A 17,617-nucleotide genomic window follows, 5' to 3' on the forward strand; every position below is an offset into this window, starting at 1 on the left:
GAATCGGGTCGCGCGCCGGAGCCCCGACCGGCAGCAGAGGCGCCGGCGCGCTGAATCCTGTAGTGCGTCAGCACTTTCCTGTCGCGGCGTCGCGGATTCCGGCGATCATCGACTGCCGGTCGGTCTCGTTGAGCGCGGGCCACTGCGGGGACTGCGGAAGCATCGAGATGGTTTCCTCGGCGGTCTTGTTCGCCGACTCCGCGCTCACGTCCTTCAACTTGCTCAACAGCGGCAGGTAGTCCTGGCACGACTTGCTGCGCACTTCGGTGTTCGTTGCGGTACCAGCCGATCCGGCCGCCTCGGTCTTGTCCGACGAGCCACAACCCGTCAGCACCAACGCGGCCCCGATCGTCAGCAACACAATGGTTTTCATTCACGCTCTCCTCATCAGAATTGGAGAGACCCTACCCGGCGCGCGGGCAGGCTGCTAACTGGAGCGCAGGAGTGCCTCGACGGTGCGCCGGATGGTGGCCGAGGCGGCGCGGGTGGTGCGGCCGCGGTTGCGAGGTCACCACCCTGATCGGCCGCGACCGCACAATTCATTCGGCCTGGTCACGTCGACCGGCTCGGTCGATGCGCTCGCCCAGGGGCCCGGCGCGGTGGACCGCGGGTCACCGTCGCCGACCCGGATACGGTCCGTCCTGCGCGTCGGACCGGAATTCGCTTCGCGCGCAACGGAACAGCCTGCGGTGCAGACCGCAGGCTGTTCCGGCGCCGACTCGGGTGGCGTCTACCCCGGGTCAGCAGCTGAAGGCGTATGTGGTGCCTGCCGAGGTGGCGATGCCGGTTCGGGTGTCCACCACGATGACGGTCGCCGCGCGATCGCGGGGGATCTGGCAGCGGACGTCGGCGAGCGCCGCGGTCTCGCGCGGCAGCGTGCCGTTGCCGTCGGTCTGCCGGTTGCCCAGGGCGCGCAGGCCGTTGGTGTTCACGCCCGCGGCGTAGAACTCCAGGCGCGCGTTGGCCGACAAGCCCGACGCGCTGTCGACGAACAACCAGCCGCCGAGCTGATGCTTCTGCGTGCGGACGTGCACGTTGCCGGTGGGCAGCTGCGTGGCGTCGGCGAAATGCCGTGCGCCCTCGCTGTTCTGGGCGCGGGCACGGTCGCGGCGATCGGGCGGCACACAGACGTGATCGGCGGGGCGGGTCTCGCGCCAGACGAACCCCTGCTTGCAGGTGTCGGGGCCGTAGGGGCCGCCGTTCGGGGAGCGGCGCGCGGCCGCCTGGGCGTTCTCGGCGTGTGCGGTGTCGCGGTCGCCCGGCGTCACGCAGACGGTGTCGCCGTTGTAGGCGTCGCGCCAGACGTAACTCTGCTGACAGGTGTACGGGCCGTAGGGCAGCGCCTGCGCCGGTGCCGGGAGCAGGGCGCCGAAACCGGCCACCGCCGCGATACCCAGCGCGATGGGCAGGACGCGCCGGGGGCGAGGTACGGGGGTGCGGAACATGTCTGCGGTCCTTTCAGGTGTCGACCAGCCGGTTTCGGCTGAGCACCACTGTCGCCGCGGTGGCCAACGAGCCACTAACGACGAACCAACGAACTGGAATCGGCCGCACCGGTACGACTGCGCGAGACCGGTGCGCGCTCTACAGTTGACTCGACCTCGCGCCGCCCATCGGCCCAGGTCCGTCGCACGGAGGACGAGATGACGACCGAACGGCCGCCGCGCGCGGTAGGCACTCGATTCGGGCCGTACCGGCTGGATCGGCTGCTCGGTCGCGGCGGCATGGGCGAGGTGTTCGCGGCCTACGACACCGTCAAGGACCGGACCGTCGCGGTGAAGGTGCTCGCCGAGAAGCTCAATCACGACCCGGTGTTCCGGGAACGGTTCCGCAGGGAGTCACACGCGGCGGCGCGGCTGAGCGAACCGCACGTCATCCCGATCCACGACTACGGCGAGATCGACGGACAGCTCTACATCGATATGCGCCTGGTCGACGGCGAGAACCTGCGCACCGTGCTGCGGCGCGAGGCGCCGCTGGCACCCGAGCGTGCGGTCGCGGTGATCCGGCAGATCGCGGCGGCGCTGGACGCCGCACACGCCGACGGACTCGTGCACCGCGACGTCAAACCCGACAACATCCTGCTCACCGCGGGCGGGTTCGCCTACCTGGTCGACTTCGGCATCGCGCAGTCCGCGACGAGCGAGAGCCTGACCGCGGACGGGTCGGCGATCGGCTCGTTCCACTACATGGCGCCGGAGCGGTTCACCTCGCGGCTGGTCGCCGCCGCGGTCGATGTATACGCGCTGGCCTGTGTGCTCTACGAATGCCTCACGGGCACAAGGCCGTTCCCCGCCGAAACGGACGGCGAGATCATGCGCGCGCACCTGTTCGAGCCGCCGCCGCGGCCGAGCATGATCCGCAGGGAGGTGCCGCGCGGTTTCGATGCGGTGATCGCGCGAGGACTGGCCAAGAACCCCAACGCGCGCTACGCCGCCGCGGGGGATCTCGCGGCGGCGGCGCAGCGCGCGTTGGTGAGTGCCGACGTGCGGGACGCCACCGAAACGGAGATCGGTACGGGCGCGGTCGCACTGTCCGGCGCTGAGGCGGGTGACGCGGACTCGCCGGCTTGCGGCGCGTTCGGCGCGGCCACGTCGCCGAGCTCGCGGGTTCGGTCGGTGCCGCCGACACCGGACGACCGTGAGTCCGCGGCGGACGGGACGGAGCGGCGAGCCCCGTCGGCCGCCGACGCCGTGGATGAGCCGGAGCGGCGAGTCGCGTCGGTAGGTGATGCCGTGGTCGAGGGAGCGGATCGGCAAGCTGTACCGGCAGGGGACGACGATGGTCGCAAGCCCGCCGCGACTGGCGCGCACCGCCGGGCGTGGCGTCGCGCCGTTGCGGGTGTGGTCGTAATGCTCTGCGCGACAGTAGTTCTGAGCACTTGGTCGCTGATGAACAACCGTGTCTCCGGCACCGCGGTGGCCGACTCGTCCGCGCCACGCGGCCCCGATATCGACCTGCTCGCCCTCGTCGGCCCGTCCGGGTACAAACGTGCCAACTGTGTTCATCAGGACCCCGACGCCACCACCGTCGCGATCGTCTACTGCGACCCGAATCCGGCGGCGAGCGATCCGGCGGGGCGGTTCCTCCGGTTCCGCACGCTCGATCAGTTGCGCGCCTACTATCGCGGACTGTTTCTCGACGTCTTCCACGCGACGAACTGTCCGGGCGACCCGCCGGGCGTCGACGGTCCGTCGGTGATCGACGGCAAGGAGGTCGGGCGCAAGGCGTGCTTCGTCAGTCTCGTCGACGATCCGGCGGTGCCAAAGCCGGGGCTGGTGCTCACCAACGAGGCGGCGGTCGCGCTCGCCGTCTACATCTGGGCGGCGCCGGGCGAACAGCCGTTGCGCGACTATGTGGGCGCTCGCAACGGTTTTCAGTTCAGGACGCCGGACGTGGCGCTTGATCCGGACTACTTCACCGCCGCCGACCGTGCGGTGCTCGACCATCTGGCCGGAGACTTCGGCCCCGCCAACTGCCGTCATCTCGATCCACCCGCGGGTCCGGTGCACGCGATGCTCGGATGCGGTACGCGGCTGGGGTTTCCGTCGGCGGGGTTCTTCGGGTTCCCTGATCGGCGCGCGGCGGAGCTGCTCTACCAAGCGAACCGGGGTCAGTTCCGCGGTCACACCTGCGGCGGCGATGGCGCGGACGATCAGTGGCGTCAAGACGGCACGCCGGTCGGGCGGTTCTTCTGTTACGCGGACACCGACACCGGATTCGGCGCCGGCACTTGCCTTTTCGCGCTGCACAACGAGTTCCTGGTGGCCGCGCACTTCTGTACGTTGCGCGCCGACGACCCGGACACCGGTCCGAAGACCGAGACCGAGCTGCTCGCCTGGTTCCGCGAGCACATCGGTTGAGCTCAGTCGGCGGGCCGAGCCGCCGCCGACGGTTCCGGCGGGACGAGGGTGAAGGTCAATTCGTAGTCGCCGATCCGGATCTCGGCGCCGTCGGTGAGCGCCACCGTGTCGACGATGCGCATGCCTTCGACGTAGACGCCGTTGGACGACAGCAGATCCTTGATCAGGTAGGTGATTCCGTTGTGCAGTATCGCCGCGTGATGCCTGCTGACCTTGCCGTGCTCGAGCACGATGTCGTTGTCGGGCAGTCGACCGACCCTGGTGACGGCGCCGGTGATCGCGTAGGTGGTGCCGCCGCGATCACGCAGCAAAGCACCTGGGCCACTGGGGCTTTGGTCGACGATGGTGGTGGCGCGAAACGAGGTCGACGCCGCCTTCGCGCGCAGCTCCAGCGGTTCCTGTCGCAAGATGCGCGCCTCTAGTTCGCGGATCGGCAGGCTCGGATCGATACCGAGCTCGTCGGCGAGGGTCGCGCGCAGCCTGCGGGCCGCGTCGAGCGCGTCGGACTGGCGACCGTCCACGTACAGCGCGGTGATCAGCTGCTCCCACAGCGGCTCGCGCAGCGGATGGTCGGCGACGAGCAGCGCGAGTTCGGAGATGACGGACTCGGCCCTGCCCAGCGCGATATCGGCCTCGGCGCGGGCTTCGATGGCGCAGAGCCGGTCGTCGTCGAGCGCGGCGGCGTACGCGTCGGCGAACGCGAGGCCACGCAGATCCGCCAGAACCGGGCCGCGCCATTGGCCGAGGGCGCTGCACAGCAGTTCGCTCGCGGTACGGAACCGGCCCGCGGCCAGCGCGCGCAATCCGGCTTCCTTGCGCACCCGGAAGCGCTGCACGTCCCCGGCGTCCTCGGCCATCGCGACCCGGTAGCCCGCGCCGACCTGGGCCAGCACCGCCCGCGCATCGATGCTGTTGTCGCGCAACGGCTTACGCAGATTGGATACGATGGTGTGCAGGCTGACCCGGATATCGGGCGGCGGATTGTCCTCCCAGACCGCCTGCGCCAAGGCCTCGATCGCGACCGGGCGGTTCGCGTTGATCAGCAGATACGCGAGCACCGCGCGTTGTTTCGGGCCGCCCAGCGCTTGCCGCACGCCGTCGATCGTGAGTTCCACCGCGCCGAGCATGCCGAATCGCACCCGCAGCGCTGTCATCGCGAACCGGGCAGGCTGAACGGCCGGTCGAACACCGCCATGGTGGGCTCCTCACGACGCGCCATCGTCCGCGCGTCGTCTGTGAGAATACCCAGCGAAGCGGCGGCTCGGCGGGACATCGGAACAGCCCGGCGCCGCCGTCGCGGCAGCGGTTCGGTCCGACGGTAACCCGCTGATCAGGGGGTACGCGGCGGTACTCGACGGGGTGGGAACGGCGGTTGATTTGGCACCTACGGGTCCGTAGGCTCGCTGAGGTTGTCGCGCGGATGGTGCGTTTCGTCCGTGTCCCTGGTGAGCCGAAGCGTCTGAGGGGAAACACATATGGGGCGTCATCTGACCCAGCTGGAGTTGCTCATCGAACTCGAGCCGGTGGCCGCGGCGAACGTCGACCGGCATCTGTCGATGGCGAAGGACTGGCACCCGCACGACTACGTGCCCTGGGACGAGGGACGCAACTTCGCCGCGCTGGGCGGCCTCGACTGGGAGCCGGAGCAGTCCCGGCTCTCCGACGTGGCCAAGGCGGCCATGATCACCAACCTGCTCACCGAGGACAACCTGCCCTCGTATCACCGGGTGATCGCCGAGAACTTCTCCCAGGACGGCGCCTGGGGCACGTGGGTGGGTCGCTGGACCGCCGAGGAGAACCGGCACGGGATCGTGATGCGGGACTACCTGGTGGTCAGCCGCGGCGTGGACCCGGTCGAGCTGGAGAACGCCCGGATGGCGGCGATGACCACCGGCTTCGATCCGCTGGCGATGGCCCAGCGCCGCGACGTCGACCCGGATGCGGTGCCAGACGCCGGATTCCTGCTCGGTGTCGCCTACGTGACGTTCCAGGAGTTGGCGACCCGGCTCAGCCACCGCAACACCGGCCGGGTGTGCAACGACCCCATCGCGGACAAGATGCTGCAGCGCATCGCCGCCGACGAGAACCTGCACATGATCTTCTACCGGAACATGTGCGGCGCGGCCCTGGATCTGGCCCCCGATCAGGCGCTCGAGGCGATCACGCTGACGCTGAAGAACTTTCAGATGCCCGGTGCGGAGAACCCGAACTTCCGCCGCTACGGCGCGCTGATGGCCAAGCACGGCATCTACGACATGCGACAGCACCTCGAAGACGTGATCATGCCGGTGCTGCGTATCTGGAAGGTATTCGAGCGCAACGACTTCGGCACCCGAGGCGAGCAGGCGCGGGAGCAGCTCGCCGCGTTCCTGGCCAAGTACGAGAGCGACATGCGCAAGTTCGAGGAACGGCGCGACCGCATCGCCGCACGGCAGGCCGCGAAGCGCGACGCCGCGCCGTTGACCACTACGGTGGTCTGAGCCGGGGGAGTGCGGCCAGCAGCAGTATGCCGGTGAGGACGCGCCACAGCACGAACGGGTCGATCGCCAGTCGCTCGGCGGCGCCGGCGCCCAGACCCAGGTGGTCGCCTGCCAGGCTGGCGACCATGCCGAACAGCGTGACGGCGATCAGCGCGACAGTGGTCAGCGCGAACGCGCGATACCGCCGGTAGAGCCAGGCGATGATGATCATGATCGCCAGGCCGGTCACCAGCTCCGCGATCGCGCCGGTCGGGTGCAGTACGACGCGTGACCGGCTGCCCCCGGGCACCTCGTCGGCGCTGCCGGGGAACACGCCGACCAACACGATGGCAACGCAATTGAGCAGGGCCAGCAGCGGAACAGCGCGTCCGAGCGGGGTTTTCGGCAGCAGCGGCGTCAGGCACAGCGCCGCCCCGAGCACGAGCACCCCGAGCAGCACGAACTCGGTCGACATCACCGCGTGCCACGGCGAACAGATGTAGCGCGACGGCACCAGCCCGTATCGGCTCATGTCGCCGAGGCATTCGGGCACCCCGAGGTCGCTGATCATGTTGCCCGCCCAACCGTACCCGGGTGCGGCCCAGCGCGCGGCCACCACCACCTGGACGACGTAGTAGGACACCGTCAGGATCAGCAGCGCCGCACCGGCTTTCAGCCGCCTCATCGGCGGCACGTCGTGGCAGGCGCGGGCTGACCCGCGAACCGGTCGTTGATCCACGCGGTGACCAGCTCGCCGCGGGCCCGCCATGCCTCGTGTCCGCCGGGCAGCACGTGATCCACCAAATTCGTGCCGAGCGCGCACATGTCGGCGACCGCCTGATCGCTCCACGCGGTACTGACCAGGTCGTCGCTGTCGCCACGGGAGATGAACGTCGGGATGCCGGTGGCCGCCTTGGGCAGGTTTCCGTCGGCTTCGTAGTCGGCGAGCGCGCGTCGCGCGTCGTCGTCGACGAACTGTACGGCCGCCGGTGTGGCGGCCTGGCCGATCGCCAGGTCCTTCAACGTCGTCTGTCCGGTGCAGAGGCCCTCGAGCCGCGGCGCCGCAGTCAGCAGCGCGCCGTGCAACACCTTGTCGAACGAGTAGTCCGGGTCGCTGTAGCGGACTGCCGCGACCAGGTAGGGCAGCAGCAGATACTGCCCGACCGTCAGCGTCTTCGTTTCCGCCGCCTGCGCCAATTCGCTGCGCAGCGCGGGTGACAACAGCACATCCCCGATGATCCGGATCTCGGGCGCGTAGCGCTCGGCCGTCTCCGCCGCCGACTCGGTGGCCCGTCCGCCCTGCGAAAGTCCGACCAATACCACTTCTTTCGTCAACGGCAGGTCGAGTTGCCGGGCCGCCCTGATGGAGTCGAGCACGTCGTACCCCGACGACTCGGCATGCAGGTACGGCGCCGCACCGGGTCCGTCGAGGCCCTGATAGTTGGTCATCACCACGGCCTTGTGCGCGTCGAGCAGGTTGGCGACCGTGACGTCGTTGCCGTACAGCCCGGGCGAGTTCGTCGGCGCACACGCGCTGACCACGCCCGCCGTGCCGTGTGCGTAGGCCACCAGCGGCCAACCGCCTTCCGGTGCAGTGCCTTTCGGTAGATACACCGCGCCGGACACCTCGATGGGTGATTTGTCCGGCGCGGTCGAGATATAGCGGAAGTATGTCGCCGAGGCCGCCGCCGCGGCGATCGTGGGACCGCCGTTGGTGAGCGGCCGCTGGGCGAGCAGCGTGCCCGGCTTCGGCGGGGTGTCAGTGGCCGCGTCGTCGGCGGCCGAGCCGCAGCTCGCGGCGAGCAGTACCGCGGTGGCGGTCAGGGAAACCCACGTCAGTGCCCGTTTGGGTCGCACGTTCCACTTGCTCCTTCGACTCTGCTGCGCACCGTCGGTCCAACTCCGTCACGCCGTCCTGCACCGAAGCGCCGAGTCGCTTGTGGGGCGCGGTGTCCACGAGGGCACGGGGGCGGCGTTCCCGGCAAGATCAGGATGTCGTGTGATCGCCGTCTCCGCACGCATCCGTGATCGGAATCTCAGGCTCGGCACCGATCTGTAACTCGCGACGGCTGGCGCTTGAAGCCGACCTTCATCGAGTGACGGTCACGCTTACGGCAGGCGTGGTTTCCGTCGCCATCGGGCCGATTGCCTGGAGATCGCTCGAAAGAAGAGCGCCGGAACATATCTGGCACGAATCGCCCGGCGCTAGGGGCGAAGCACCAGCGGCAGATACACCTCGTCGACGATGTCGATGATGACCTCGTCGTCGACCGGCGCCCCGAACAGCAGGAACTGATTGCGCAGCAGGTCGGGGGCGACGGTGGCCCGCCGTGAGTTCAGGATCGCGCGGTCCACCTCGCCGCGCTCGACGGCGCGTTCCAGGACGGTGTGGATCGCGGGCGAACCGGCGCGCTGGATCCGTTCCCGGATGAGATTGCCCAGTTCGGCGTCGCGGGTCATCTCGGCGAGCAGCCCCCGCATGATGCCGCCGAACGGTGTGGCCATCTTCACCGACATCTGCCGCAGCAGCGCGATCACATCGGTGCGCAACGCACCGGTGTCCGGGAGGTCGACCTCGGAGACGCCGCCAACGCCGCACGCGTCGACGACCAGTTCGGCCCGGCTGGACCAGCGACGATAGAGCACGGTCTTGCTGGTGCGCGCCCGGAGCGCGACCCGGTCCATGGTGAGCGCGGGATAGCCCACCTCGGCGAGTTCGTCCAGGGCCGCGGTGAGGATGGCGCGCTCGAGTTCCGCGCCGCGCCTGCGCGTGCTCTTGCGGTATCCGGCCGCCGCGGCGCCGGATTGCTGGGCTTTCACTGACGGCGGGACTCCTGAAAAGTGTTGCGCTGCTTGGGAAGACACTCTAGTCTAAAAATAGAGTACTAAGAGTATCTTACGAGCTCGAGGGGATCGATGAACGACACAGTTGTGACACCCCGAACCGACACTCCGCCCGCCTTCCCGAGCGACCGCACCTGCCCCTATCGCCTGCCCGAGCAGTACACGCGGCTGCGCGACGAGCAGGACGCACTGCGCAGGGTGCGCCTCTACGACGGCACGCAGGCCTGGGTGGTCACCAAACACGAAACCGCCCGCGCGCTGCTCGCCGATCCGCGACTGTCCTCGGACCGCACGCACGCGAATTTTCCCGCCGTTTCGCCGCGTTTCCGCGTGTTCCAGGCGAGCACACCGGCCTTCATCAGCCTGGACCCGCCGGAGCACGGGGCCAAGCGGCGGATGCTGATCAGCGAGTTCACCCTGAAACGGGTGAAGGGCATGCGCGCCGACATCGAGCGGATCGTGCACGGCTTCATCGACGACATGCTCGTCGCCGGGCCGCCCGCCGACCTGGTCGACCAGTTCGCCCTGCCCGTGCCATCGATGGTGATCTGCCGGCTGCTCGGCGTGCCGTATGAGGACCACGACCTGTTCCAGGACGCCAGCCGACGCCTCGTGCAGTCGGCGACCGGCGAGGCGGCCATCGCCGCGCGCGGCGAGCTGGCGGCCTACCTGGACGGGTTGATCACCCGGGCGCAGGCCGAGCCCGGCCCCGGGCTGCTGTCCAGCCTGGTCGCCGAGCAGTTGGCGCACGGCGAGATCGACCGCGAGGAACTGGTCTCCTCGGCCATCCTGCTGCTGGTCGCCGGCCATGAGACCACCGCGTCGATGACCTCGCTGTCGGTGATCACCTTGCTCGAACATCCGGACCAGCATGCCGCCCTGCGTGCCGATCCCGACCTGATCCCGGGCGCGGTCGAGGAGTTGCTGCGCTATCTCGCGATCGCCGATATCGCCGGTGGCCGGTTCGCCAAGGCCGACATCGAGATCGACGGACAGGTGATCAAGCGGGGCGAGGGCGTGCTCGTCTCCAATTCCATCGCCAACCGCGACGGTTCGGTGTTCGCCGAGCCCGATACCTTCGATGTGCATCGCTCCGCCCGCCAGCACATCGCCTTCGGTTACGGCGTGCACCAGTGCCTCGGGCAGAACCTGGCCCGGCTGGAACTAGAGGTCATCCTTCGCGGCCTGCTCGAGCGCATTCCGACGCTGCGCCTCGCCGTGCCCGTTGACCGGCTGGTCTTGCGACCCGGCACCACGATCCAGGGTGTCAACGAACTCCCGGTCACCTGGTGAGCGCGATCTCGAAAGGAGCAGACATGCGTGTGAGCGCCGACCGTTCCGTGTGCGTGGGCGCGGGCCTGTGCGCCCTGACCGCGCCCACGGTCTTCGATCAGGGTGAGGACGACGGACTCGTGCGGGTCCGCGCCGCGGCACCGGATGCCGACAGCGTGGCCGCCGTCCGCGAGGCCGCCGATATCTGTCCCTCCGGCGCGGTCTCTTTCACGGAGTGAGCCGCCCCGCCCTGTCCCGTGCTATGCAGTAGAGATGCGGCCGACACGATCCAGGTATGACGTGGTGATCGTCGGCGGCGGCCACAACGGGTTGGTGGCCGCCGCGTATCTGGCGCGGGCGGGGCGGTCGGTGCTGTTGCTGGAGCGACAGTCCGAGACCGGCGGCGCCGCGGTGTCCGCGCGGGTCTTCGCCGGAATCGACGCGCGGCTGTCCCGGTATTCCTACCTGGTGAGTCTGCTGCCTCGGCAGATCGTCGACGAGCTCGGCTTGTCGTTCGCGACGCGGCCGCGGCGGATCTCGTCCTATACCCCGGTCGGCGCGGGCGGCTTGCTGGTCGACACCGGCTCGGCGGCGCGCACCAGGGAGAGCTTCGTGCGCTTGACCGGATCGGACCGGGATTACGTTGCCTGGCAACGGTTCTACGGCACCACCGCGCGGCTGGCCGAGCGCGTCTTCCCGACCATGACCCGACCGCTGCCGACGCGAACCGAACTGCGTGAGCTGGTCGGCGCGGGCGAGACGTGGGAGTCGCTGTTCGAGCGGCCGCTCGGCGAGCTCATCGAGTCCACCTTCGCCGACGACACCGTGCGTGGCGTCGTGCTCACCGACGCGTTGATCGGCACCTTCACCCACGCGCACGATCCGTCCCTGCGCCAGAACCGCTGCTTCCTCTATCACGTGATCGGCGGCGGCACCGGCGACTGGGAGGTGCCGATCGGCGGCATGGGCGCGCTGACCGACGCGCTCGCGACCGCGGCCCGCGCCGCCGGTGCCGAGCTCGTCACCGAGTGCGCGGTCACTGCCATCGCGACCGATGGCCGTCGCGCCGAGGTGAGCTGTGCCGCGGGCACGGTCGAGGCGGGTCACGTGCTGGTGAACGCCGCCCCGCACGAGTTGGCCGGGCTGCTCGGCGCCGAGCCCGAGACGAAACCTGAAGGCGCACAGCTGAAAATCAACATGCTGCTGCGCAGGCTGCCCGCCCTGCGGGACAGTGCGGTCGATCCGCGCGACGCGTTCGCGGGCACTTTCCACATCGCCGAGTCGTACGCACAGCTCGATCAGGCGTACGGCGAGGCGGCGATCGGCCGCATCCCGTCCGCGCCGCCCTCGGAGATCTACTGCCACACCTTGACCGACCCGTCGATCCTGTCGCCCGAGCTGGCGGCGCAGGGCATGCACACTTTGACGTTGTTCGGCCTGCACACGCCCGCAAAGCTTTTCGCGAAGGACCCGGCGGCGGCGAAGGCCGAGCTGGTCGCGGCCACCCTCGCGCAACTGGACGCGGTGCTGGCCGAGCCGCTCGCCGACTGCCTCGCGTTGGACGAGCACGGCCGGCCTTGCCTGGAGGCGAAGACGCCGCTCGACCTGGAACGGGAGGTGGGCCTGCCCGGCGGACATATCTTCCACCGTGACTTGGCCTTTCCCTACCGTGCCGACGACTCGCCGCTGGATCCGGGCACGCGCTGGGGCGTGGCCACCGTGCATCCCAACGTGTTCCTGTGCGGCGCGGGTGCGGTCCGGGGCGGCGGTGTCAGCGGCATCGCCGGTCACAATGCCGCGATGGCCGTCCTCGAACCACACCCGTGAGCGTCAAACCTTGGGCGCCAGCGCGACTTTCGCGCGCCGTCCCGGGCTCTCCGTGGTGAGCGCCGCCTCGGCTGCCGATTCCAGCGCGAAGGTGGCCTCGACCTCCAGTCGCAGCACACCGTCGGCCGCCGCGCCGAGCAGTTCCCCGATCAGGCGCCGCCGGTCGGCGGGTGGGGTCTCCTCGATCCGCTTCGCGCCCCAAAAGCCCTTGACCACGGCCTGTTTGAAGATGAGCGGGCCAGGATTCAAGCTCAATGGCTGCCCGGACAGCGCGCCGAACGAGATCAGCCAGCCTTTCGGGCCGAGCAGGGCGAGCAGGTCGTCGGCCGCGCGGCCGCCCACCTGATCGACCGCCCGCACGATCGGCGCACCGGCCGTCGCGGCCTCGGCTGCTTCTCGCCACCCTTCGGTCTCGGTGTCGAATACCGGCTCGATGCCGTCGGCGCGCAGCGCCGCGACCGATTTCGGGCCGCGCACCAGGTTGAGCACCCGGATATCACGTTGCCGCGCAAGCACATTGACGAGCCTGCCGACCGCACCGTTGGCCGCGTTGATCGCGATCCAGTCGCCAGGCGCCAGCGCGAGATCTTCCAGCAGCATCAGCGCGCTGAGCGGCATGGCGAGCAGTTGCGCGGCGGTCTCATCGGACACCGAGTCCGGCACGGGTACCGCCTGGGCCGCCTTCGCGAGGAAGAACTCGGCCCAGACGTTCTGTGCGCCGGACACGGTAACCCGTTGTCCGACGGTCAAACCGGTGACCCCGGGGCCGAGGGCGTCGATGATCCCGACGCCCTCGGTGCCGGGGATCGCGGGCAGCGACGGCCGGTAGCCGTACACGCCGCGCACGATGGCCAGGTCGTGATTGTGGATGGGGGACAGGACCAGCGCGACCCTGACCTCGCCCTCGCCTGGCTCGGGTACCGGCCGTTGCGCTGTGGTCAGTACGTCTTTGGGTTCGCCGAAGCTCTCGATGACTACAGCACGCATGTCGGCTCCGATCAGTCTTCGGCGACGAGCACGTCGACGTCGATGTTGCCGCGGGTGGCGTTGGAGTAGGGGCAGACCTGGTGCGCCTTGTCGGCGAGGGCCTGTGCCTCCGCGCGCGACAGGTGCGGCAGCGAGACCTCGAGGGTGACCGTCAGTCCGAAGCCGCCCGCGTCGTTCGGGCCGATGCCGACCTTCGCGCCGACCGCCGAATCGTCGATGTTCGCCTTCGCCTGCTTGCCGACCAGGCGCAGGGCGCCGTGGAAGCAGGCTGCATAACCCGCCGCGAACAGCTGCTCAGGGTTGGTGCCCTCGCCGCTGCCGCCCATCTCCTTGGGTGCGGCGAGATCGACGTCGACCTTGCCGTCGGTGGTCCTGGCGTGCCCGTTGCGTCCGTCGCCGGTCGCCAAAGCCTCTGCGGTGTACAGGATCTGCATGTCATTCTCCTTGTTCGACGGTTGCTGTCAGTGCTCGGGTCAGGCGCCGCAGGGTGTCCTGCAACGTCCGGAATTCGTCCATGGACAGGCCGCTGGCGGCCGACATCTGGTTCGGTATGCCGCAGGCCCGGTCACGCAGCGCCTTTCCCTGTCCGGTGAGGTGGATCTCGACGCGCCGTTCGTCCTCGGCCGAGCGGCGGCGTTCGATGTTTCCCGCCGCCTCCAGTCGTTTGAGCAGCGGTGAGAGAGTGCCGGAGTCCAGCGCCAGCGTCTGGCATAGCTCGCCGACGCTGCGTCCGTCGCGCTCCCACAGCGCGAGCAGCACGAGATATTGCGGATAGGTGACGCCCAATTTTTCGAGCTTGGTGCGGTAGACCGCTGTCATCGCCCGCGACGCCGCGTAGAGCGAGAAGCAGAGCTGCTCGTCGAGGTGCAGGTGATCGGCCATGCCAACAAGGTAGCCCACAACTAAGTTGTGCACAACCCATCTGCCGGTGTTCCGGGCCACAGCGGGCGGTCGGGTGGGGTGGCGGTACAGTGTTCGCCCAATAGTGCAGGCGAGCAAACGATTCCCGCTCGGCGATGTCGGCGACTCGTGTCCATTCTGACTCTTTGATGTTTATCTCCGAATCCGCCGACACGCGTTCGTGGGCGCTTGTACAGTCAGCCGCACGTCGCCTTACCCCTGCTAGGAGCCGCATCATGGTCCGTGAAAGCGATCGGCTGGTCCGCACCGATGTACCGCATTCCGCACGAATCTGGAATTACTGGCTCGGGGGACAGGACTTTTACGAAGTAGACCGCATTGCCGGCGAGTCGGGGGAATCGGTTTTCCCGGAGATCGGCACGATGGCCCGGCAATCGCGGCGGTTCCTGATCCGCGCGGTGCGCTACCTCGCCGCCGAGGCGGGCATCCGCCAGTTCCTCGATGTCGGCACCGGACTGCCGACGATGCAGAACACTCACGAGGTCGCGCAGGGTATCGCGCCGGAGTCCAAGATCGTCTACGTGGACAACGACCCGCTCGTGCTCGCGCACGCGCGGGCGCTGCTGATCAACACCACCGACGAAGGCGTCACCGCCCTTGTGGAATCCGATTTCCATGATCCCGAACAGATTGTGCAAGAGGCGCGAAATATTCTGAACTTCAACAAGCCGATTGCGGTCCTGTTCATGGGCGTGCTCGGTCACGCGCGCACCTGGGACGACGTTATCCGGGTCACCGCGGTGTTACAGGACGCCATTCCATCCGGTAGTTATTTCGCGATGTACGAGGGCACCACGGAGGATCAGCGACTGGTCCGCCTATCGGACTACTACGCGAAAACCGGTGCGGTGCCGTACTATGTCCGCAGCGTCGACCAGATCCGCGAGGTCTTCCAGAATCTCGAACTCGTCGAGCCCGGCGTGGTGCCGGTGAACCAGTGGCATCCCGACGCGAGCGAACCCGACGAAAAGCCCTCCGCCGCCTGGGGCGGCGTCGGGCGCAAACTCTGAGCGAATCACCGCCCCCCGATGTGCTGGGTCAGCTGGTCCGCGGCCGCGCGCACCCGGATCGCCAACGGCGTCCAGTCCGCCGGGCACGGCAGCTCCTCGCAGTGATGGCGCAGTGTGACGCTGATGCCCGCGATCGGGCTGTGATTGTGATCGAAGACCGGATAGGCCACCGACGCGAAACCCGGTGTGACGTGCCCGTCTTCGCAGGCCCAGCCGCGACGGCGCTCGGTGGCCAGCACGGTACGCAACGCCTGCAGCGAGTTCGGTCCCCGATCGGTGCGCCGGACGAAGGACGCGGCCGAGGGGAACAGTGCCCGGATCTGTGCCGGGGGCAGATGGGCGAGGATGGCCCGCCCACACGCGGTGAGATGTGCGGGTAGCCGCACGCCGACGCCGGTGACCAGCGTTTCCGGCCGTACTGGCCGTTCCTTGATGAGGTACAGCAGCTCGTTGCCGTGCAGCACGCCCAGGTGCGCGTTGTGGCCTACCTGCTCGACCAGCTCGCGCAGCAGCGGCCCGGCCAGCCGTTCCAGCGGATCGTGGCGCAGGTAGGCCGAGCCGAGTTCGAACGCGGCGATGCCGAGCCCGTAGCGGCGCTCGCTGGGCAGCCGCGTCACGAATCTGGCGGCTTCCAGCTCGCCGAGCAGGTGATACGTGGTCGACCTCGGTAGCTCGAGTTCGCGCGCGATCGTCGACGCGGAGATCGGTCCGGCTCGGCCCGCGAGCAGTCGCAACACCGCCAACCCGCGACGCAACGCCGGGACGTCACTACTGGTTCCCATGCCATCTCCTCGGCGTGTCTTGGATATCAGACACTATCGCACCGCCGCGCGTTCTCCACCGCCCGTCGTGGCGGTGGAATAGGGGCCATGCCCGACACCGCACAGCTACCCACCGTCGCCCTCGACGCGCCCCTCACCGGGGAGCAGGTCGTCGCCGTCGCCCGGCACGGTGCCAAGGTCCACCTGAGCCAGGCCACCGAGGCGCGGCTGGCCGCGGCGCGGGCCCATGTCGACGCGTTGGCCGCGGGCGCGGTGCCGACCTACGGCGTCTCCACCGGGTTCGGCGCGCTGGCGACCCGCCACATCCCGGCCGAGAGCCGGGTCGCGTTGCAGCGCTCGCTGATCCGCTCGCATGCCGCGGGCGCCGGGCGCCCGGTGGAGCGTGAGGTGGTCCGCGCGCTGATGGTACTGCGGCTGCGCACCCTGGCCACCGGCCATACCGGCGTCCGGCCCGAGACGGCGGCGACGCTGGCCGCGCTGATCAACGCCGATATCACCCCCGTCGTGCACGAGTACGGCTCCCTCGGCTGCTCGGGCGACCTCGCCCCGCTGGCCGCCGTCGCGCTGGCGCTGATGGGCGAGGGTGAGGTCACCGATGCCGCGGGTACCGTGATGGACGCCGGAAAAGCGCTGCGCCTCAACGGCATACAGCCCGTGGTGCTGGCCGAGAAGGAAGGCCTCGCGCTGACCAACGGCACCGACGGTATGCTCGGCATGCTGATGCTCGCGCTCGCCGACCTGAACATGCTGCTCGACGTCGCCGACATCACCGCGGCGATGAGCGTGGAGGCGTTGCTCGGCACCGATCGGGTTTTCGCCGACGACCTGCAGGCATTGCGCCCGCATCCGGGCCAGGGCCGCGCGGCCGCCAGGATCGCCGCCGCGCTGGCCGGCTCGGAGATCGTGGCCAGTCACCGTGGGCCGGACTGCAATCGGGTGCAGGACGCCTACTCGCTGCGCTGCGCGCCGCAGGTGCACGGCGCGGCGCGCGACACCGTGACGCACGCCGAGCTGGTCGCGAGCCGGGAGCTGGCCGCCGCCGTCGACAATCCGGTGGTGCTGGCCGACGGACGGCTGGAGTCGAACGGCAACTTCCACGGCGCTCCGGTCGCCTACGTGCTCGACTTCCTGGCGATCCCGGTGGCGGATGTGGCGAGCATGGCCGAGCGTCGCACCGATCGCATGCTGGATGTCGCTCGGTCGCATGGTCTTCCGGCGTTCTTGGCCGCCGATCCCGGCGTCGACTCCGGCCATATGATCGCCCAGTACACCCAGGCCGCGGTGGTCAGCGAGCTGAAGCGGCTGGCCGTGCCCGCCTCGGTGGACTCGATCCCCAGCAGCGCGATGCAGGAGGATCACGTCTCCATGGGCTGGTCGGCGGCCCGTAAGCTGCGCACCGCCGTCGACGGCCTTGCCACCGTGCTCGCGGTCGAATACCTCACGGCCGCACGGGCACTCGACCTCCGTGCCCCGCTGCGGCCGGGCCCCGCGACCGCCGCCGCGGTGGCGTTGCTGCGGGCCGAGGTCGACGGTCCCGGTCCGGATCGCCACCTGGCCCCGGAGATCGCCGCCGCCGAGCGGTTGGTGCGCTCGGGCGCGCTGGCCCGCGCGGTCGAGCCGCACCTGGGCGCATGAGCGCCGAAACGGCCGCA

17 protein-coding genes are annotated in these 17,617 nt (G+C 69.3%); 7 read left to right on the forward strand and 10 right to left on the reverse strand.

What is annotated here, in order from left to right; all coding sequences use genetic code 11:
- Positions 1-67: 67 nt before the first annotated feature.
- Together F5X71_RS15210 and F5X71_RS15215 are read right to left on the reverse strand one after the other, a co-directional pair.
- Entirely contained in the window at positions 68-373 is a 306-nt protein-coding gene (locus F5X71_RS15210; protein ID WP_167462548.1) for a hypothetical protein, read from the reverse strand.
- A gap of 367 nt (positions 374-740) precedes the next feature.
- Positions 741-1,445: a hypothetical protein gene (locus F5X71_RS15215; protein ID WP_167462549.1), complete on the reverse strand. Its 705-nt coding sequence runs from the start codon at positions 1,443-1,445 to the stop codon at positions 741-743.
- 198 nt (positions 1,446-1,643) lie between these two features.
- On the opposite strand from F5X71_RS15215, the gene F5X71_RS37595 reads away from it, so the two are divergent.
- Positions 1,644-3,863: a serine/threonine-protein kinase gene (locus tag F5X71_RS37595; protein WP_167462550.1), complete on the forward strand. Its 2,220-nt coding sequence runs from the start codon at positions 1,644-1,646 to the stop codon at positions 3,861-3,863.
- Positions 3,864-3,865: 2 nt separating this feature from the next.
- On the opposite strand, the gene F5X71_RS15225 is transcribed toward F5X71_RS37595, so the two are convergent.
- Positions 3,866-5,017: a BTAD domain-containing putative transcriptional regulator gene (locus F5X71_RS15225; RefSeq protein WP_167462551.1), complete on the reverse strand. Its 1,152-nt coding sequence runs from the start codon at positions 5,015-5,017 to the stop codon at positions 3,866-3,868.
- Positions 5,018-5,338: 321 nt separating this feature from the next.
- Here F5X71_RS15225 and F5X71_RS15230 point away from each other — a divergent pair, with 321 nt between their 5' ends.
- A complete protein-coding gene (locus tag F5X71_RS15230) occupies positions 5,339-6,343 on the forward strand; it encodes an acyl-ACP desaturase (protein ID WP_167462552.1) in 1,005 nt (334 codons plus the stop codon).
- Here the strand turns inward: F5X71_RS15230 and F5X71_RS15235 are convergent.
- The 3 genes from F5X71_RS15235 to F5X71_RS15245 all read right to left on the reverse strand — a co-directional run bounded on the left by F5X71_RS15235 (position 6,330) and on the right by F5X71_RS15245 (position 9,142).
- Entirely contained in the window at positions 6,330-7,007 is a 678-nt protein-coding gene (locus F5X71_RS15235; RefSeq protein ID WP_167462553.1) for a DUF998 domain-containing protein, read from the reverse strand. The two genes, F5X71_RS15230 and F5X71_RS15235, sit on opposite strands and share 14 nt — an antisense overlap.
- A complete protein-coding gene (locus tag F5X71_RS15240; RefSeq protein WP_167462554.1) occupies positions 7,004-8,179 on the reverse strand; it encodes a lipase family protein in 1,176 nt (391 codons plus the stop codon). Before F5X71_RS15240 ends, F5X71_RS15235 begins: the two co-directional genes overlap by 4 nt.
- Positions 8,180-8,527: 348 nt before the next feature.
- A complete protein-coding gene (locus F5X71_RS15245) occupies positions 8,528-9,142 on the reverse strand; it encodes a TetR-like C-terminal domain-containing protein (protein ID WP_167462555.1) in 615 nt (204 codons plus the stop codon).
- Positions 9,143-9,238: 96 nt separating this feature from the next.
- Here F5X71_RS15245 and F5X71_RS15250 point away from each other — a divergent pair, with 96 nt between their 5' ends.
- The 3 genes from F5X71_RS15250 to F5X71_RS15260 are packed head-to-tail and all read left to right on the forward strand — an operon-like array spanning position 9,239 to position 12,265.
- On the forward strand, positions 9,239-10,459 hold the full coding sequence (locus F5X71_RS15250) for a cytochrome P450 (protein WP_167462556.1): 1,221 nt from the start codon (positions 9,239-9,241) through the stop codon (positions 10,457-10,459).
- A 23-nt stretch (positions 10,460-10,482) separates the two neighbouring features.
- Positions 10,483-10,677, forward strand: coding sequence for a ferredoxin (locus F5X71_RS15255; protein WP_167462557.1), 195 nt, complete (start codon positions 10,483-10,485; stop codon positions 10,675-10,677).
- Between the two features lie 34 nt (positions 10,678-10,711).
- On the forward strand, positions 10,712-12,265 hold the full coding sequence (locus F5X71_RS15260; protein ID WP_167462558.1) for a phytoene desaturase family protein: 1,554 nt from the start codon (positions 10,712-10,714) through the stop codon (positions 12,263-12,265).
- A 3-nt stretch (positions 12,266-12,268) separates the two neighbouring features.
- On the opposite strand, the gene F5X71_RS15265 is transcribed toward F5X71_RS15260, so the two are convergent.
- The 3 genes from F5X71_RS15265 to F5X71_RS15275 are packed head-to-tail and all read right to left on the reverse strand — an operon-like array spanning position 12,269 to position 14,134.
- Positions 12,269-13,252, reverse strand: a complete 984-nt coding sequence (locus tag F5X71_RS15265) for a zinc-binding dehydrogenase (RefSeq protein WP_167462559.1) — start codon at positions 13,250-13,252, stop codon at positions 12,269-12,271.
- An 11-nt stretch (positions 13,253-13,263) separates the two neighbouring features.
- Positions 13,264-13,686: an organic hydroperoxide resistance protein gene (locus tag F5X71_RS15270; RefSeq protein WP_167462560.1), complete on the reverse strand. Its 423-nt coding sequence runs from the start codon at positions 13,684-13,686 to the stop codon at positions 13,264-13,266.
- Position 13,687: 1 nt separating this feature from the next.
- Positions 13,688-14,134: a MarR family winged helix-turn-helix transcriptional regulator gene (locus tag F5X71_RS15275; RefSeq protein WP_167462561.1), complete on the reverse strand. Its 447-nt coding sequence runs from the start codon at positions 14,132-14,134 to the stop codon at positions 13,688-13,690.
- Between the two features lie 167 nt (positions 14,135-14,301).
- Here F5X71_RS15275 and F5X71_RS15280 point away from each other — a divergent pair, with 167 nt between their 5' ends.
- Positions 14,302-15,183, forward strand: a complete 882-nt coding sequence (locus F5X71_RS15280; RefSeq protein WP_238815906.1) for an SAM-dependent methyltransferase — start codon at positions 14,302-14,304, stop codon at positions 15,181-15,183.
- A 5-nt stretch (positions 15,184-15,188) separates the two neighbouring features.
- On the opposite strand, the gene F5X71_RS15285 is transcribed toward F5X71_RS15280, so the two are convergent.
- Positions 15,189-15,965 carry an IclR family transcriptional regulator gene (locus tag F5X71_RS15285; RefSeq protein ID WP_167462562.1) on the reverse strand — a complete coding sequence of 259 codons (777 nt, stop codon included), beginning with the start codon at positions 15,963-15,965 and terminating at the stop codon, positions 15,189-15,191.
- Between the two features lie 87 nt (positions 15,966-16,052).
- Here F5X71_RS15285 and hutH point away from each other — a divergent pair, with 87 nt between their 5' ends.
- A complete protein-coding gene (gene hutH, locus F5X71_RS15290) occupies positions 16,053-17,600 on the forward strand; it encodes a histidine ammonia-lyase (RefSeq protein WP_167462563.1) in 1,548 nt (515 codons plus the stop codon).
- The last annotated feature ends 17 nt before the right edge of the window (positions 17,601-17,617 follow it).

Origin of the sequence: Nocardia brasiliensis (assembly GCF_011801125.1) — a bacterium.
Lineage (GTDB): Bacteria > Actinomycetota > Actinomycetes > Mycobacteriales > Mycobacteriaceae > Nocardia > Nocardia brasiliensis_C.

What these genes read in the sequence shown, in the direction of transcription:
- F5X71_RS37595 (WP_167462550.1), top strand. Translation starts at nt 1,644, where the DNA reads ATGACGACCGAACGGCCGCCGCGCGCGGTAGGCACTCGATTCGGGCCG.
- F5X71_RS15215 (WP_167462549.1), bottom strand. Translation starts at nt 1,445, where the DNA reads ATGTTCCGCACCCCCGTACCTCGCCCCCGGCGCGTCCTGCCCATCGCG.
- F5X71_RS15270 (WP_167462560.1), bottom strand. Translation starts at nt 13,686, where the DNA reads ATGCAGATCCTGTACACCGCAGAGGCTTTGGCGACCGGCGACGGACGC.
- F5X71_RS15260 (WP_167462558.1), top strand. Translation starts at nt 10,712, where the DNA reads ATGCGGCCGACACGATCCAGGTATGACGTGGTGATCGTCGGCGGCGGC.
- F5X71_RS15225 (WP_167462551.1), bottom strand. Translation starts at nt 5,017, where the DNA reads ATGACAGCGCTGCGGGTGCGATTCGGCATGCTCGGCGCGGTGGAACTC.
- F5X71_RS15250 (WP_167462556.1), top strand. Translation starts at nt 9,239, where the DNA reads ATGAACGACACAGTTGTGACACCCCGAACCGACACTCCGCCCGCCTTC.
- F5X71_RS15280 (WP_238815906.1), top strand. Translation starts at nt 14,302, where the DNA reads ATGTTTATCTCCGAATCCGCCGACACGCGTTCGTGGGCGCTTGTACAG.
- F5X71_RS15235 (WP_167462553.1), bottom strand. Translation starts at nt 7,007, where the DNA reads ATGAGGCGGCTGAAAGCCGGTGCGGCGCTGCTGATCCTGACGGTGTCC.
- F5X71_RS15275 (WP_167462561.1), bottom strand. Translation starts at nt 14,134, where the DNA reads ATGGCCGATCACCTGCACCTCGACGAGCAGCTCTGCTTCTCGCTCTAC.
- F5X71_RS15265 (WP_167462559.1), bottom strand. Translation starts at nt 13,252, where the DNA reads ATGCGTGCTGTAGTCATCGAGAGCTTCGGCGAACCCAAAGACGTACTG.
- hutH (WP_167462563.1), top strand. Translation starts at nt 16,053, where the DNA reads ATGCCCGACACCGCACAGCTACCCACCGTCGCCCTCGACGCGCCCCTC.
- F5X71_RS15285 (WP_167462562.1), bottom strand. Translation starts at nt 15,965, where the DNA reads ATGGGAACCAGTAGTGACGTCCCGGCGTTGCGTCGCGGGTTGGCGGTG.
- F5X71_RS15210 (WP_167462548.1), bottom strand. Translation starts at nt 373, where the DNA reads ATGAAAACCATTGTGTTGCTGACGATCGGGGCCGCGTTGGTGCTGACG.
- F5X71_RS15255 (WP_167462557.1), top strand. Translation starts at nt 10,483, where the DNA reads ATGCGTGTGAGCGCCGACCGTTCCGTGTGCGTGGGCGCGGGCCTGTGC.
- F5X71_RS15230 (WP_167462552.1), top strand. Translation starts at nt 5,339, where the DNA reads ATGGGGCGTCATCTGACCCAGCTGGAGTTGCTCATCGAACTCGAGCCG.